This window comes from Vibrio sp. 1-1(7), assembly GCF_013048485.1.
GTDB lineage: Bacteria > Pseudomonadota > Gammaproteobacteria > Enterobacterales > Vibrionaceae > Vibrio > Vibrio fujianensis.
The window spans coordinates 1,739,624-1,757,469 of the sequence record NZ_VHSP01000001.1; the positions used below are offsets into that span (position 1 = coordinate 1,739,624).

Annotated in this window: 11 protein-coding genes, 1 pseudogene and 1 riboswitch; of the genes and pseudogenes, 7 read left to right on the forward strand and 5 right to left on the reverse strand. The window is 43.4% G+C overall.

All coding sequences use genetic code 11. The annotated features are described in order from the left end of the window. Positions 1-152: 152 nt before the first annotated feature. Positions 153-683 (reverse strand): single-stranded DNA-binding protein, encoded by a 531-nt coding sequence (locus tag FKN05_RS08000; RefSeq protein ID WP_170887207.1) that lies wholly within the window; start codon positions 681-683, stop codon positions 153-155. A gap of 286 nt (positions 684-969) precedes the next feature. Between FKN05_RS08000 and FKN05_RS08005 the strand changes: the two genes are divergently transcribed. The 4 genes from FKN05_RS08005 (at position 970) to FKN05_RS08020 (ending at position 7,539) form a co-directional block, all read left to right on the forward strand. Further along, a complete protein-coding gene (locus tag FKN05_RS08005) occupies positions 970-1,620 on the forward strand; it encodes a LuxR C-terminal-related transcriptional regulator (protein ID WP_099611674.1) in 651 nt (216 codons plus the stop codon). A 239-nt stretch (positions 1,621-1,859) separates the two neighbouring features. Further along, on the forward strand, positions 1,860-2,729 hold the full coding sequence (gene galU / locus FKN05_RS08010; RefSeq protein ID WP_099611673.1) for a UTP--glucose-1-phosphate uridylyltransferase GalU: 870 nt from the start codon (positions 1,860-1,862) through the stop codon (positions 2,727-2,729). A 136-nt stretch (positions 2,730-2,865) separates the two neighbouring features. Beyond that, positions 2,866-5,691 carry an excinuclease ABC subunit UvrA gene (gene uvrA, locus FKN05_RS08015; protein WP_099611672.1) on the forward strand — a complete coding sequence of 942 codons (2,826 nt, stop codon included), beginning with the start codon at positions 2,866-2,868 and terminating at the stop codon, positions 5,689-5,691. 87 nt (positions 5,692-5,778) lie between these two features. Beyond that, a complete protein-coding gene (locus tag FKN05_RS08020) occupies positions 5,779-7,539 on the forward strand; it encodes a PglL family O-oligosaccharyltransferase (protein ID WP_161427260.1) in 1,761 nt (586 codons plus the stop codon). A 52-nt stretch (positions 7,540-7,591) separates the two neighbouring features. Here FKN05_RS08020 and FKN05_RS08025 read toward each other — a convergent pair whose 3' ends face one another. Next, a complete protein-coding gene (locus FKN05_RS08025; protein ID WP_170887208.1) occupies positions 7,592-8,713 on the reverse strand; it encodes a pyridoxal-phosphate-dependent aminotransferase family protein in 1,122 nt (373 codons plus the stop codon). 178 nt (positions 8,714-8,891) lie between these two features. Continuing rightward, positions 8,892-9,068, forward strand: a riboswitch (Lysine riboswitch). 107 nt (positions 9,069-9,175) lie between these two features. On the opposite strand from FKN05_RS08025, the gene lysC reads away from it, so the two are divergent. Beyond that, complete coding sequence (gene lysC, locus FKN05_RS08030) at positions 9,176-10,531, forward strand: lysine-sensitive aspartokinase 3 (RefSeq protein ID WP_170887209.1); 1,356 nt, start codon at positions 9,176-9,178, stop codon at positions 10,529-10,531. Between the two features lie 60 nt (positions 10,532-10,591). On the opposite strand, the gene metH is transcribed toward lysC, so the two are convergent. Then, on the reverse strand, positions 10,592-14,248 hold the full coding sequence (metH, locus tag FKN05_RS08035) for a methionine synthase (RefSeq protein ID WP_212752260.1): 3,657 nt from the start codon (positions 14,246-14,248) through the stop codon (positions 10,592-10,594). Between the two features lie 204 nt (positions 14,249-14,452). On the opposite strand from metH, the gene FKN05_RS08040 reads away from it, so the two are divergent. After that, on the forward strand, positions 14,453-15,757 hold the full coding sequence (locus FKN05_RS08040; protein ID WP_099611669.1) for a cation:proton antiporter: 1,305 nt from the start codon (positions 14,453-14,455) through the stop codon (positions 15,755-15,757). Between the two features lie 135 nt (positions 15,758-15,892). Next, positions 15,893-16,405: an IS630 family transposase gene (locus FKN05_RS08045; RefSeq protein ID WP_170887211.1), complete on the forward strand. Its 513-nt coding sequence runs from the start codon at positions 15,893-15,895 to the stop codon at positions 16,403-16,405. A gap of 139 nt (positions 16,406-16,544) precedes the next feature. Here FKN05_RS08045 and istB read toward each other — a convergent pair whose 3' ends face one another. After that, entirely contained in the window at positions 16,545-17,306 is a 762-nt protein-coding gene (istB, locus tag FKN05_RS08050; RefSeq protein WP_170887212.1) for an IS21-like element helper ATPase IstB, read from the reverse strand. A gap of 429 nt (positions 17,307-17,735) precedes the next feature. Then, positions 17,736-17,846 (reverse strand): annotated as a pseudogene (locus FKN05_RS16910) (IS21 family transposase); the annotation flags it as partial.

The following is a 17,846-nucleotide window of genomic DNA, read 5'->3' on the forward strand; positions in this document are numbered from 1 at the left end:
CACTGATTGAGAAAACGAGGCTCACACAGCATTGAGTCTGGCTAGCAACCAACTCGATGCATAGAGACAAGGCATATAAATCAAAGCATAACGTACACTATCACTATATAAAAAAGCCGCGTATTTCGCGGCTTTTTTTCAAAATTAGAGTCCTAGAATGGGATATCGTCGTCAAAATCCATTGGCGGCTCATTATATTGCGGTTGAGCGGCTTGAGGAGCGGCTGGTTGCTGCGGCTTAGGAGAATGGGCTGCTGGTTGTTGTGGCTGTCCCCACTGGCTTTGTTGACCTTGATTCATGCCACCTTGCGCTGACGCACCACTTTGCTGGCCGCGGTTCCCTAAGATCTGAGCTTCACCGACTGGCCATCGCACAACCACTTCGGTGGTGTACCTTTCTTGGCCTTGCTGATCTTGCCATTTACGGGTTTGTAGTTGCCCATCAATATAAACTTGAGTACCTTTTTTGGCATACTCACCAATAAACTCAGCGGTTTTACCAAACACAGAGACACGATGCCATTCTGTCTTTTCACGTTGTTCGCCGGTCGCTTTGTCACGCCAAGTTTCTGAAGTCGCTACAGTCAAGTTGACCATCGCATCCCCACTCGGCATATAGCGAACCTCTGGATCCTGACCTAAGTTGCCGATCAAGATAACTTTGTTCACACCACGGGTTGCCATTATTTGCTCCGTTTACCATCTTTCGATTTAGAAATAGTTTGTAAGAATAGCACGCTTTCTTATCAGTACCAATGCTCTGTCGTAGTGTGCTTCTCTCTCTTCATCTAATCGATAGACAGAGGCCATTTTTTCCGGCCATTCTCACTTTTTTCAGTTTTGATAATATCCTCATTTACTTGTCATATTGAAAAGCCACGCAAAATAAACATTCTCGTTTCGCATCAAGCCTCATTGTTCGGCATGGTGCTCATAATACTTAATCTTCGCCATACTCAAGGATGCAGTCATGCCAAGATCAAACTATGCTCGAACCATATATTATCTAACGTTAGATGAGAAAAGTGCCACGCCGCCTCTTTTACGTGATGCAATTGAACAGCTCGCTATTCCTATTCCAAAAATCGAACCAGAGCAACTGATTAGTGCTTATCAACACTCAAAACATAAAATTTTGTTATTGGATCATCAACAACATGAATCAATCAGACTACGCCTTGGCCCATTACAACTCACCAGCCCTCATTTGGAAACCATTCTATTTAATGTAGAAAAACGACTCCATACCGATACGCTGTTAAATTTTGGGAATTTAAAAGGAGTTTTCTACCAAACGGAAACGGCGGACAAGTTAGCACATGGCTTAGCTGAAATTATCAATGGGCAAAACTGGCTACCTCGTCATGTCTCTAGTCAATTACTGCATTATTACCGTTACATTTTTCAAGAGCATCAAATTAAGGCCACTATAAACCTCACCGCAAGAGAGCTTCAAATATTACGCTGCTTACAAACAGGAGCATCCAATATGAACATTGCGGAAAATTTATTCATTAGCGAATTTACGGTAAAGTCCCATCTATATCAGATCTTTAAGAAAATATCGGTCAAAAACCGAACTCAAGCCATTGCATGGGCCAACCAACGTCTCTTCTCTTAATTGAGTCTATCAGCACATTTTCAATTCATAATGCCGAGAATGTGCTGAATACTCAAAACAGAACATGGTAAAGTTGCGACACTCTTGTAATTCATTATTCACCATAGACAAAAATTACCGTATTGTTTTGATCATATAAGCGGTTGCAAGCTAGACAAAACTTGGCTAACAACGGCTCGATATGAAAAAGTGATACGGTCTTTTTTCTATTGATAATTCATAATAATAGGGCTTTTACTATGATTAACAAATGCCTTTTCCCGGCAGCAGGCTACGGCACCCGTTTTCTCCCAGCAACCAAATCGATGCCAAAAGAGATGATGCCTATCGTCAATAAACCATTGATTGAATATGGCGTTGAAGAAGCAATTCAGGCGGGAATGACGGGGATGTGTATTGTAACCGGACGAGGCAAACATGCCATCATGGATCATTTCGATATGAACTATGAGTTAGAGCACCAAATTCGTGGTACCAACAAAGAAGAATTATTGATCGATATTCGAAAGATCATCGAAACCGCACAATTTACCTATATTCGTCAACGTGAAATGAAAGGTTTAGGCCATGCCATTTTAACTGGACGAGAACTCGTCGGTGACGAACCATTTGCGGTCGTCTTAGCCGATGACTTATGTGTCAATGAACAGCAAGGCGTTCTAGCGCAAATGGTCGCGCTTTATAAACAATTTCGCTGTTCAATTGTTGCCGTTCAAGAAGTGCCCGTCGATGAAACCCATAAATATGGGGTGATTTCCGGTGAAGTGATTAAAGACGACCTGTTCCGTGTCGATGATATGGTTGAAAAACCAGAACCCGGTACCGCACCAAGCAATTTAGCCATTATTGGCCGTTATATTCTTACTCCTGATATTTTTGAGCTTATCGAGCAAACCGAACCCGGTAAAGGGGGCGAGATCCAAATCACCGATGCCCTACTCAAACAAGCGAAAGCAGGCTGCGTACTTGCCTATAAATTTAAAGGTAGACGTTTCGATTGCGGCAGCGTAGAAGGGTATATTGAAGCAACCAATTACTGTTATGAGCATTTATACCAACAAAATGAACAGCATGTCACTCTGGCCAAACAATCTACCACAAAGTCTTAATCATTAATTTTTCCCGATTTTTAAAGCCATCCACTGGGTGGCTTTAATTTATCACTGTTTTTTTATCCAGTAGTTATTGCACAAATCTCACTCTATGTAATACTTGTGCAACTTGGCATTACATAGAGTTGATCTGATGGACACAATCGAAGTACGTGGTGCTCGTACCCATAATTTAAAGAATATTAACCTGACGATTCCCCGTGATAAGTTAATTGTCGTCACCGGTTTATCCGGTTCGGGAAAATCTTCTCTCGCTTTTGATACGCTATACGCAGAGGGCCAGCGTCGTTATGTGGAATCGCTTTCCGCTTATGCTAGGCAGTTTCTATCTTTAATGGAAAAGCCCGATGTCGATCACATCGAAGGGCTTTCTCCTGCTATCTCTATTGAACAAAAATCCACCTCGCATAATCCTCGCTCAACCGTAGGAACAATTACTGAGGTGTATGACTATTTACGCTTACTTTATGCGCGCGTGGGCGAACCCCGCTGTCCTGAACACCACGTTCCTCTCGCGGCGCAAACCATCAGTCAAATGGTTGATCAAGTATTGGCCCTCCCTGAAGGTTCAAAAATGATGCTGCTTGCTCCCATTATCAAAGAGCGTAAAGGCGAACACGTTAAAACATTAGAAAATTTAGCAGCACAGGGATTTATCCGGGCCCGTATTGACGGTGAAACTTGTGATCTCACCGACCCTCCCACACTAGAATTACATAAGAAACATACCATTGAAGTGGTGGTTGATCGGTTTAAAGTTCGCACCGATCTCCAGCAACGTTTAGCTGAGTCCTTTGAAACAGCCCTAGAGTTATCAGGTGGGCTTGTGGTGATAGCCCCGATGGAAGAAGAAGGGGAAGAGCTAATTTTCTCAGCCAACTTTGCTTGCCCACACTGCGGCTATAGTATGCGTGAACTAGAGCCTCGCTTATTCTCATTTAATAACCCGGCAGGTGCCTGCCCAACTTGTGATGGATTAGGTGTACAACAATATTTTGATCCTACCCGAGTGATTCAAGATGCAAGCTTAAGCCTTGCACAGGGAGCGATTCGCGGTTGGGATCAAAAAAATTACTATTATTTTCAGATGCTCACCTCATTAGCAGAACACTATAATTTTGATTTACATACCCCATTTAATAAACTGTCGAAACGTATCCAAGATGTGATTTTACAAGGATCAGGGCGTAGTGAGATTGAATTCAAATACGTGAATGATCGTGGGGATATTCGAGTAAAACGCCATCCCTTTGAAGGGATATTGCATAATTTAGAGCGTCGCTATCGAGAAACTGAGTCCAACTCAGTCCGCGAAGAGTTAGTGAAATACATCTCGACCAAGCCCTGTACCGGTTGCCATGGAACGCGTTTACGTATTGAAGCTCGTAATGTGTTTATTCATAATACCGCACTGCCTGACGTGGTCGAACTCAGCATTGCCGATGCATTAATCTTTTTTCAATCACTCCAATTAGAAGGTCAACGAGCACAAATTGCCGATAAGGTGATGAAGGAGATCATCGACCGTTTGCAATTTCTGGTCAATGTCGGGCTAAATTATCTCAATTTATCACGCAGTGCAGAAACCCTTTCTGGGGGGGAAGCGCAACGAATTCGCTTAGCCAGTCAAATTGGTGCCGGATTAGTGGGTGTGATGTATGTATTGGATGAACCATCGATTGGTCTTCATCAACGGGATAATGAGCGACTGCTGAAAACCTTAACTCATTTACGGGATCTCGGTAATACTGTACTGGTGGTTGAACATGATGAAGATGCCATTCGTATGGCAGATCATGTGATTGATATTGGCCCAGGAGCCGGAGTGCATGGCGGGACAATTGTGGCAGAAGGTGATGTGGCTAACATCATTGCAACCCCCGATTCATTGACGGGTCAATATCTCAGTGGGGTAAAGAAAATTGCCGTTCCCAAACAACGCGTGATTCGAGATCCCCAAAAAACTGTCCAGTTAATTGGCGCTTCAGGTAACAACCTAAAAAATGTCACCCTCTCACTGCCAGTTGGTCTATTCACTTGCATCACGGGGGTCTCTGGCTCAGGTAAATCAACCTTAATTAACGATACTTTCTTTAGTATTGCGCATGCAGCTTTAAACGGAGCAACCACTGCCACGCCTGCACCTTATAAAGAAATCAAAGGGCTAGAACACTTTGATAAAGTTATCGATATTGATCAGAGCCCAATTGGCCGAACGCCTCGTTCTAACCCTGCTACTTATACCGGGATTTTCACCCCAATCCGAGAGCTTTTTTCTGGTACTCAAGAGTCTCGCTCACGCGGTTATAAGCCCGGGCGATTCAGCTTCAACGTACGAGGAGGACGATGTGAAGCGTGCCAAGGCGACGGTGTCATCAAGGTTGAAATGCACTTTTTACCCGATGTGTACGTGCCTTGTGATGCGTGCAAAGGAAAGCGTTACAATCGTGAAACGTTGGAAGTTCGCTATAAAGGAAAAACCATCGATGAAGTTTTGGATATGACCATTGAAGATGCTCATGCGTTCTTTGCCCCCGTCCCTGTCATCGCTCGTAAATTACAAACCTTGATCGATGTTGGATTATCCTATATTCGCTTAGGACAGTCGGCCACCACGCTATCGGGAGGCGAAGCACAACGGGTTAAATTGGCACGTGAGTTGTCCAAAAGAGATACAGGAAAAACACTGTATATCCTAGATGAACCGACAACGGGATTACATTTTCACGATATTCAACAGTTACTCACCGTTTTACACCGTTTGCGTGATAGGGGGAATACAGTGGTGGTTATCGAGCACAACCTTGATGTGATTAAAACGGCGGACTGGCTCGTTGATCTGGGCCCTGAAGGCGGCCAAGGTGGTGGCTTTATTATCGCCGAAGGCACACCAGAAGATGTGGCGCAGGTCGAAGGATCACACACCGCTCGCTTTCTAAAACCAATATTAGCGGGATAACTCTATATTGAGAGAAAAAAAAACGTTAAAGTACAGAAACCAGTCACTCAGTGCTGGTTTCTTTTTTCATCATAGACAGTGAGACGTATGGCAACCTTGCTACTGAGCGGTACACGACTTGAGCCTCAGCCGCCAATCGCACCATTAAATAAAGCATTTATTCTCTCTCTGGGAGGTGTTTATTTAGTGGCGATGCATTTTTTCATGCCGAATCCTGGAGGATCTGGGCTAGCTCTGTCTTTTAATCCGACCACGTGGATAGCAATCAGTGTTACGATAGCAATTGGTCTATATCAATTAGCGACTTATCAATCGATACGGTATTCTAAGCTAACATTCATTTTATTGGTCTGCTGCTGTATCCTTTCTCTTCCCATCTTTTATACCAATGCCTATTGGCAAGGTAGTATTGGGCGGCTCACTGGATTATGGGCGGGGTTTATTCTCTTTACCGTTTTACAGCAATTCCGTTTTAGTAATACGCATAAGCAACGCTTGCTTTGGTACATCATTTTAGCATGTCTTATCGAAGCGCTATGGGGACTCATCCAATACTTTATCTTATCTCCGGGTAATCCATTCGGATATGATACCAATACCAACCGCCCTTATGGTATTTTTCAGCAACCGAATGTTATGGCCAGTTTTCTAGCCACCGGCCTCATTCTCTCTGGCTATCTACTGGCACGCCAACCGAAAAAATACAACAAACACTTACGTGAGGTGGGGTTACTTTATTTAACGCCTCTACTAACTCTGCCTTTACTCATTGTTCTTGCTTCTCGGACTGGTTGGCTGGCAACCGTGCTTGGTGTAATACTACTGTTACCTTATTTACACCGTTTTTCACCCAGACAACGTTTTATCAACTGGCTTATTGCCATATTAGCGGGCATATTTCTTGGTTATATGGCTATGTATAGTCAAAGTAGCGCCGAGCGAGTGGTAGAAAAAATCAAGATTGAAAGCCCTCGCCAATACACTTTCCCACAAACTCTGGATATGCTGATTGAAAAACCATTTACTGGTTATGGCTATGGCAGATTTGAAACGCAATATATCCTCTATACTGCTCGCCAACATCAACTCAATCCAAGCTATCCACCAGGTCTTGCAGCAATGGATCATCCTCATAATGAGCTATTATTTTGGGGCGTTGAAGGGGGGTTACTGCCTTTAGTGGCGATTCTACTCGCAGCTGGGTTTGTTTTGCTCCGATTACGTTCAGCGAAAAAAGGCACCAGACGCGCGATGCTTGCCTTACTGATTCCAATTACGTTGCACAGCCAATTAGAGTACCCCTTCTACCATTCAGCGATTCATTGGATAAGCTTTATTATTTTGTTGTTTTGGATAGAACAACGTGTGGCAAAATACCATGTCATTCCCTTTAACCAAATCAGCAAATCTTCATTACGTATCACAAGTTTAATGCTGCCAATAGCCACCAGCCTGTATATGCTTAGCGCTTTACATAGCAATTATGTACTGACTCAATTTGAAAAATCTTATCCGCGGGATCCAAATATTTTACAAAACATCAGCAACCCTGTGGTATGGAAAGATAGATTTGACTGGGATATTTATAGCACTTACTTAAACATTGGCTTGCACCAACAAAAAGCGGAATACATCCAACCCTATATTAATTGGTCACAACAAATCATTAGGCGTAAACCTCGACCAGCGTTTTATCATAATTTGATTTTAGCCTATCAGGGGATCGGAGATCATAGCCGAGCAGAACAGATCAGGTTTGAAGCTGAATTCCTTTTTCCTAAATATGATTTTAGTCTCCCCCTCGAGCAACTTCCTACCAAAATATCAGCAAGTTTATCGGCGGGTTAAAACCGCCTCTTCATTCGCCAAGCGATGAGTGACCGCTTGGCGAAAACAATGCTCACGAAGCAAGAACCTCTTCTAACGCTTTAAGACAAAGGGCTATATTTTCAGATCTTGCACCATATCCCATCACGCCTATACGCCACGCTTTACCCGCTAAAACGCCTAATCCTGCTCCTATTTCTAAATTATATTCATTAAGAAGACAATGACGAACCGCCACATCGTCGACGCCTGAAGGAATATAAACTGCATTAAGTTGAGGCAGGCGACTGGCTTCATCAACCACAAACGTCAGCCCTAATTTTTCTAACCCTTGTTTGAGTTTGTTATGCATCCGTTGATGGCGGGCCCACGCATTTTCTAGCCCCTCATTTTTGAGTAACAATAGCGCTTCATGCAACGCGTATAAACTATTCACCGGAGCCGTATGATGATAACTGCGCCTTCCTTCCCCACTCCAATACCCTAAGACTAAACTTTGATCTAAAAACCAACTTTGAATGGGCGTCGTTCGCGATTGAATTTTCTCGATCGCTTTCGGTGAAAACGTTAAGGGAGCAAGGCCAGGGACGCAAGAAAGACATTTTTGACTGCCGGAATAGACCGCATCTAATTGCCATTCATCCACGAATAATGGAACACCACCTAAAGAGGTGACGGCATCCACAATCGTCAGCATATGGTGTTGTTTTGCTAATCGCCCCAAAGCTTGTACATCGCTTAACGCGCCGGTTGAAGTTTCAGCATGCACAAAAGCTAAGATTTTTGCATCTGGATGTGACTTTAGTGTGTCTTCAACTTTATCCACCGAGACCGGCTTGCCCCATTCATCATCGACTACAATAACCTCGCCTCCACAGCGAACCGCATTGTCTCGCATTCGCTCACCAAAAACACCATTACGACAGACAATAACTTTGTCACCGGGCTCAATTAAGTTAACAAAACAAGCTTCCATCCCTGCACTACCAGGAGCAGAAACCGCGATAGTAAATTCATTGTCAGTCTGAAAGGCATATTTTAATAGCTGTTTAAGTTCATCCATCATGCCAATAAACAAAGGATCCAGATGACCAATGGTTGGGCGGCTCAACGCTTGTAATACTTGGGGATAAATATCTGATGGACCCGGCCCCATTAGGATACGATGGGGCGGAATAAAACGACGAATGCTCATAGCAGCTCCTTGCTTTTTAGAGTAACAACATCAAGGTTAATGCAAATCCTTCTTGGTCACAATTCGACTGAAGTCTAGAGGTCAAACCAGTTTCTTATTTTGAGCATTTTAATTTTTCATTTTATAAACCATTTACGATTGACATTCATGAAACAAAACCGTTCAATGAATAGGCTATTTAAGCAGAAGAGGAGCACTACCCAGGTAGATGTTTTGTGGAGCCTCAACTCCCAAACAAAACATTGAGGGGGAGTAGTGCCGAGATAAACCAAAGATGAGGCTTTGATTTATCGGTTGATTGGGCTGAATCCTATCAACTGTCATCAGAATCGACTGATGAAGAGCTTCTGAGGAAACCTACCTATTGTGCTACCTCTGCTTTGCTCTAATTTATCTCTCTTCAAACATTGGAAGTTGGTTTACCAACCATTTTTATTTATAGGAAATATCGGGAGAAATACCGTGAGCGCATTCAATGTGGCCAAATTTGGCGGAACCAGTGTCGCAAACTTCGAAGCAATGAGCCGTTGTTCTGCAATTATCGAACAAAATCCACACACCAAGCTTGTTGTGATCAGCGCATGCGCTGGGGTAACCAATTTATTAATTGAGCTTGCTCATGGTATTCAAGTACCTGAAGAACGCCAAGCCATTATTAAAAAATTGGCAGAAATCCACCATTCGATCATCGAACAGCTCTCAAATACAACCACGGTAGCCGCAGAAGTGAATGCTATCTTAGAGAGTGTCGCCTGTGCTGCAGAAGCGGCATCATTTCAAACCAGCAAAAAGCTGACTGATCACTTAGTCGCCTGCGGAGAGTTAATGTCGACCCATATTTTAACGCAATTAATGCGTGAACGTGGCGTCGATGCTCAACGATTTGATATCCGCCAAGTCATGCGGACGGATACTCACTATGGTCAAGCAGAACCTCAAGTCGAAGCACTACAACAATTAGTGCAAGAACACTTATTACCACTTTGCCAACAACACGTCGTCATTACTCAAGGCTTTATTGGTTCTGATGAACAGGGCAATACGACCACTTTAGGACGTGGAGGAAGTGACTATTCTGCCGCGCTAATTGCAGAGTCACTCCGAGCTTCTGGCTTAGAAATTTGGACTGATGTTCCGGGCATCTATACGACGGATCCACGTATCGCTCCAAAAGCGGCCCCCATTGCTGAAATTAGTTTTAACGAAGCGTCTGAAATGGCAAATTTTGGTGCAAAAATTCTCCATCCATCGACGTTAGTGCCAGCCCTTCGTCATGGTATTCCTGTTTTTGTCGGCTCATCAAAAGAACCAGAAAAAGGAGGCACATGGATTCGTCAAGCCGTGGAAAGCGCTCCGCCATTTCGTGCGTTAGCCTTACGCTGTAATCAAACTATGGTCACATTACGTAGTGCAAAAATGTTTCATGCTTACGGTTTTTTAGCCAAGGTATTTGAGATTTTAGCTAAACATAAGATCTCGGTTGATCTGATCACAACGTCTGAAATTAGTGTCTCTTTGACACTAGATAAAACAGATACTTCTGGCGGCAATCCCGAATTACCACAAACGGTACGCGAAGAATTAGCAGCGCTGTGTACTGTTGAAGTGGAACATGATCTTTGTCTAGTGGCGTTAATTGGGAATAAGATGAAAGATCGCCCAGGCTATGCAAAACAAGTCTTTGGTGCATTAGAAAACTTCAATCTACGCATGATCTGCTACGGTGCTAGTGCTCATAATCTGTGCTTCTTAGTAAACAGTCAGGATGGAAAAGCGGTGATTCAAACACTGCATCAGGAACTATTTGAACAAGCATAATCGTTCAGAAAAACTAAAAAAGAAGGTCTCCGATAGTGACCTTCTTTTTTTATTGAACAGTTAGCCATTAATATTTGGGCCTAACCACTTCTCGGCCATCAAACTATCCCACCCTTTTCGCTCTGCATAACTCTGCACTTGATCGTCTTGGATCTGAGCAATGGCAAAATAACGCGAGTCTGGATGAGAAAAATACCAACCAGAAACAGAAGAGCCTGGCCACATCGCATAACTTGAAGTCAATGACATACCGATCATTTCTTCCACGTTCAGCATCTTCCACAAGGTTCCTTTTTCTGTGTGTTCTGGACAAGCTGGGTAACCGGGAGCAGGACGTATGCCTTGATATTTTTCTCGAATCAGATCTTCATTAGCCAAGTTTTCATCAGGCGCATAGCCCCAAATTTTCTTTCGAACCTGTTGATGTAAATATTCGGCAAACGCTTCCGCTAAACGATCAGCAACCGCTTGGATCATTATCGCGTTATAATCATCACCTTGCGCTTTATAGGCATCAGCTAATTCACGCTCACCAATTCCACCTGTCACCGCAAAAGCGCCAATCCAGTCTTTTTTACCGCTCGATTTCGGGGCAATATAGTCCGCTAAGCAATAGTTTGCACCCTTAGGTTTTTCTGTTTGTTGCCGTAAGTGATGCAGCACATGGGCAACTTCTGAGCGCGTTTCATCGGTATAAACTTCAATATCATCGCCGATACTGGCAGCAGGAAATAGCCCGCAGATCCCTTTGGCTTGTAAAATGCCTTCCCGTTCAACTCTATCCAACAGTTCATTTGCATCATTCAATAGGCGTTGAGCTTCTTCCCCTACTTCCTCATGCTGTAGTATTGCTGGATATTTCCCCATCAAAGACCAAGTCATAAAAAAAGGCGTCCAATCAATATAGTGGCGTAACGTCGCCACAGAGCAGGTTTCAAAAACATGGATGCCCGGTTGAGCTGGAGCTGGAGGCGTATAAGCTTGCCAATCTATGGTCGCTTTATTGGATCGTGCTTTTTCCAAACTCACTGGACGAGTTTTCGGTTTCTTTCTCGCATGTTGATCTCGGGTACGTTGATAATCTAAATTCAGTTTTTCTACAAAAGCGGGGCGCAATTCATCGGATAATAATGAGGAACAGACCCCAACAGCCCGAGAAGCATTATTGACATAAACCACGGGATGACGGTAGTTCTGCTCAATTTTTACCGCCGTGTGTGCTTTCGATGTGGTCGCACCACCAATAAGAAGAGGCAACTCAAAACCTTGTCGCTCCATTTCTTTCGCTACATGTACCATTTCATCCAGCGACGGAGTGATCAACCCTGATAGGCCGATAATGTCGACCTTCTCTTCACGAGCAACCTTTAAGATCTGTTCACAAGGCACCATAACGCCGAGATCTATAATGTCATAGTTATTACACTGCAAAACCACACCGACAATATTTTTTCCGATGTCATGCACATCGCCTTTCACCGTGGCAAGCAAGATTTTTCCATTGGTCGAACCGGCTTGTTTAAGCGCATTAATATAGGGTTCTAAATAAGCGACCGCTTGTTTCATGACCCGTGCCGATTTAACCACTTGTGGTAAGAACATCTTCCCTTCACCGAAAAGATCGCCCACTACGTTCATTCCATCCATTAATGGGCCTTCAATCACATCTATCGGCTTGGAAGCTTGTTGACGGGCTTGTTCCGTATCTTCAACAATAAACTCGGTGATTCCTTTTACCAAAGCATGTTCTAAGCGCTTTTCCACCGGCCAAGTTCGCCACGCTAACAGTGTTGGATCATCGACCTTACCTACCGCATTGTCTCGGTACTGTTCTGCTATCTCTAATAAGCGTTCAGTTGAATCTGGTCGACGGTTCAGTACAACATCTTCCACTGCTTCACGTAAAGACAAGGGAACATTATCGTAAATTTCAAGCTGACCGGCGTTAACAATGCCCATATCCATGCCATTTTTAAAGCAGTGGTAGAGGAAAACGGCATGAATTGCTTCTCGAACATAATTATTGCCACGAAAGGAGAAGGAAACATTAGATACACCACCGGAAATCATCGCATGTGGTAGATTGCGCTTAATATCCGCAACGGCTTCAATAAAATCAACCGCATAATTATTATGTTCATCAATGCCTGTTGCCACGGCAAAAATATTCGGGTCAAAAATAATATCTTCCGCAGGAAATCCCACTTCATCGACTAAAATTCGATAGGCATTGCTGCATATTTCAACTTTTCGTTCTTTCGTATCAGCTTGGCCGACTTCATCAAACGCCATCACAATCACAGCGGCACCATAGCGGCGGACTAATTTGGCTTGTTCAACAAATTTATTTTTCCCTTCTTTTAGAGAGATAGAGTTCACAATGCCTTTGCCTTGAATGCATTTGAGACCAGCCTCAATTACCTCCCATTTCGAGGAATCAACCATAATCGGTACTTTGGATATTTCGGGTTCAGAAGCACACAGCTGTAAAAATCGAACCATGCAGGCTTCGGCATCCAACATCCCTTCATCCATATTGATATCGATGATTTGTGCGCCATTAGCCACTTGTTCTCGAGCCACCTCGAGTGCTTCATCATATTGTTCTTCTCTAATGAGCCGCTTAAAGCGAGCGGAGCCCGTAACATTAGTTCGCTCCCCCACGTTAACAAACAAGGTTTCTTTACCAATATTGAGTGGTTCTAAGCCAGATAAACGACACTCCACGTTGAGGTCAGGTAAAGCACGAGGTGTGATCCCCTCCACCGCTTTCGCCATTGCAGCAATGTGCTCAGGTGTTGTTCCACAGCACCCTCCCACTAAGTTTAAAAAGCCGGAGGCTGCCCATTCCGCAATATGCTCAGCCATCTCTTCCGCAGAGAGATCGTATTCACCAAAAGCATTCGGTAAGCCAGCATTAGGATGGGCAGAAACATAGCTTTCAGAGATACGAGCCAGTTCTGCAACATATTGTCGAAGTTCATCCGGCCCTAAAGCACAGTTAAGACCGAAAGAGAGTGGCCGAACATGGCGTAGGGAATTGTAAAAGGCTTCTGTGGTTTGGCCTGAGAGCGTACGGCCTGAGGCGTCAGTGATTGTCCCGGAGATCATCACCGGCAAAGTCACACCTAACGCTTCAAAAACAGAATCGACCGCAAAAGCACAAGCTTTCGCATTCAGAGTATCAAAGATCGTTTCAATCAGAATAAGATCGCACCCGCCTTTAATTAACGCTCGCGTTGATTCAGAATAGGCAATCACAAGTTGATCAAAAGTAATATTTCGATATCCCGGATCGTTAACATCAGGAGAAAGGGAACATGTCCGGTTGGTTGGTCCTAATACACCTGCGACATAACGGGGTTTATCCGGCGTTTTAGCTGTCCATTCATCCGCGGCTTCACGTGCTAATTGGGCGGCGGCGAAGTTAATTTCTGCACTGAATGATTGCATGTCGTAATCAGCCATGGCAATCGTCGTTGCATTAAAGGTATTGGTTTCAAGAATATCCGCACCCGCAGCTAAGTAGGCGGAATGAATATCTTTGATCAACTGAGGTTGAGTTAGCACCAATAAGTCATTATTTCCTTTTACATCACAGTGCCAATTAGCAAAACGCTCACCGCGGTAATCCAGTTCTTGCAACTGATACCCCTGAATCATGGTGCCCATACCACCATCAATCAATAAAATACGCTGTTTGAGCTGCGCTTCCATTTTTTGTCTTATATTACTTCCCACTGTAAAGCCTCACTCCATTGTCTTTATTCACATCCTACCATAGAAAATTTAGAAATCTAGACGTCTAAAATCTTATTGTTTTTCCCCATAAACCTGATCCATATTGCGCAGAAAAGGTTTGCTATTTGTTCACAATCCACCGAGAATTTCACTCATATTTTGTTACATAATGAGAAAACTATGTCGGTCTATTACACCTTATGCTTTTTATCGGCAGCCGCAATGATGATTGCTTTTATTAATAGTAAAATAGTTAAGATGCAAACCACCATTGCAATCACTGCTGGGTCTATGATGCTGTCATTATTAATCATTCTTGCTGGGCAAAATGATGGTTTTCACTTGAAACAAATTGCAACTGAGACGATCACGAGTATTAACTTTGAAAACTTTTTACTTAAAGGGATTCTTGGATTTTTACTCTTCGCTGGCGGACTTGGTATTAAGTTACCCAATTTAAAGGACCAAAAGTGGGAAATTATCGCTTTAGCCTTAGGTGCCACCCTCTTCTCAACTTTTTTTATCGGCTTTATCCTTTATGCTTTTTGCCAATTTATAGGCATTCAACTTGATCTTATTTATTGCTTACTTTTTGGCTCACTGATCTCACCAACCGATCCGATTGCTGTACTCGCCATCGTCAAGAAACTCGATGCGCCAAAACGGATCGCGACTCAAATAGAAGGAGAATCGCTATTTAATGATGGATTTGGTTTAGTTATTTTTGTGACTTTATTCATCATTGCCTTCGGAAATGAAACTCCGAGTATTCTTAGCGTCAGCACTCTCTTTGCTCAAGAAGCCATTGGCGGCATTGTTTATGGTTTTTTTCTTGGACTCTTATTCCATTATTTGATTAGTGCCACCGATGACCATTCAATGGAACTATTACTGACCATTGGTATCCCGACTGCTGGTTATGTTTTTGCTGATGTTATCCATGTTTCTGGTCCATTAGCGATGGTGGTGTCAGGCATTATGATCGGTAACTGGACTCGTTTTATTGGTTTTTCTAAAGAGAGTGAAGAACATCTCGATCACTTCTGGGAACTAGTGGATGAGTTTTTAAATGGCGTATTATTTTTGCTGATTGGTATGTCAATGTTACTGTTTGAATTTCATCAAGAAGATTGGATTTTAATGGCATTAGCTATTCCACTAGTACTATGTGGACGCTATCTAAGTGTGTGGATATCTTATTTGGGCTTCAAACGCTTTCGTCGTTACAATCCATGGTCTGTAAAAATTCTGACGTGGGGAGGGCTCCGTGGTGGGTTAGCTTTAGCAATGGCCTTATCCATCCCTGCAGGAGTCATGGTGATTCCTGATAAATTAATTGATGTCAAAGAGATTTTAATGGTCATGACTTATGCCGTTGTGGTTTTCTCCATTTTGGTTCAAGGCTCAACCATTACCCCCATGATTGAAAAATCGAAAAAAGCAGAGCAAAAACTTGAAACTGACACTAACAATACAAGTCAGTAACTCGAAACAGACATAGAAACGAATTCTACAGAAAGCAGGGTTACAGAGCTCTGCTTTTTTATATCCAGAAATAATACCAATCTAAATAAAAAATATGATCTAATTAAGGCTATTTAACTACTACCGTCATTCGTCATGAATAGCCTTAATAATATCGACTTTAAAAAGCTCGCCAGTCAGCAAAAATCCATTCAGATGAAAATGAGATTACTGGCTCTTGCTCATTTCAAAGATGGACAATCTCGAACACAAATTGCCAAATACCTAAAAGTGAGCCGCACTAGCGTAAACAAATGGGTTCAAACCTTTTTAGAGCACGGGCTCGAAGGTCTTCAAGAAAAGCCAAGGACTGGGCGACCCGCCTTTCTTACCCCTGAGCAACGTGAGCAGTTAAGTCAGTTTATTAAAGCGCGCGCGTCTGACTCTTCTGGCGGACGCTTAACGGGTAACGATATTCATGCCTATATCGTCAACGAATTTGGCAAACATTATCATCCTGACTCCATTTATTATTTACTTAATCATATGGGCTTTTCTTGGATAACCTCTCGTTCAAAGCACCCTAAACAATCACAGCAAGTCCAAGACGATTTTAAAAAAATTCAAAATCGAAACGATCCTGAAGATCCCAGGCCACATAAGCCTTGAGTCGGTTGATGTCTGGTTCCAAGACGAAGCCAGATTCGGTCAGCAGAATACAACGACTCGTCTTTGGGCACTGTCAACGATCACCGAAAACTGATCCACTTTTAGCTTAAAAACGATCAATCAAAATTGATCCACCCTTTTACTCAGGTATTGCTCCTGAGCGTCGTTTATCTTTCAATCGATAACTATCACCACTTAACTGCAAAACATGCGAGTGGTGAAGCAGTCGATCTAACATCGCTGCCGTTAATGTCGCATCATCGGCAAATGCGCTAGGCCATTGGCCAAACGATAAATTGCTGGTCAAAATAATACTGCCATACTCATAGCGCTTAGCGATCACATTAAAAAATAGGTTGGCTTCTTCTCGCCCAAACGGCAGGTAACCGATTTCATCAATGATCAATAACCTTGGAGCCATCACAGAGCGAGAGAGGTATTGCTTCAGCTTGTTTTGTCGCTTAGCGGTCGATAATTGCAGCATCAAATCAGCGGCGGTGATAAAGCGCGTTTTCTTTTTAGCTTGTACGGCTTTGAGTCCCAACCCGATGGCTACATGCGTTTTACCGACACCGCTTGGCCCGAGCAACACCACGTTTTCATTACGCTCAATGAAGGTCAGCGCACTTAATTCTTGTATCTGCTGTTTCGGAACACCGGTGGCGAACTTAAAATCAAAAGTACTTAACTCTTTATGCGCGGGAAAACCGGCCATACGACTGAAAAGTTGTCGGGTGCGCTCGTCTCGTTGTTGCTGCTCGCTTTCCAATAAAGCGCGTAGAAATTCACCATAACTCTTTTCCTGAGCAATACATTGCTCCGCCAACGATGGCCAAGAGGCGGCAACCGAGCTGAGTTTCAGTGAGTCACAGAGATGACCGATTTGTTCATGCAGTAGCATGGTCACCTCCTAACAGCGCTTCGTAAACGTTCATAGGATGTTGTAGATTAATGGACTCTAGCGGCGGCACAATACGGATGTCTGGAGCAGACTTGTGTTGGTTTGCCCCCTGTACCAACCTTGGTAAAGGAAGTAACTGTTTCACTTCTTCTCGCAAGCGCTCAGCAGGGACAGCTAACGTGGTGCCATGAATGCGTTGATTCGCTACACGTTGTAACCATGGGCCGACTTTTGCGTTGGCTATTTGTACATCCAGTTCAAGATTTTGCGCACGCAATTCGGCGCGAAGTGGCACAACGAAGCTGTTTTTTAGATAATGGTTAAAACGCTCAACTTTCCCTTTAGTTTGGGCTCGATAGGGTTTACAAGCAACCAGCTTGAAGTCGTAGTCTTTCGACATCTGTAGCATCTCGTCATGCAACTTATGCTCGCCTTGTGCATAAGCATCTCGCTCAATGATGAGCGCTTTAGCGTTATCACACAGCACCTGCTCGGGTACGCCACCGAAATACTCAAACGCTTCTTTTAAACCTTGTTGCC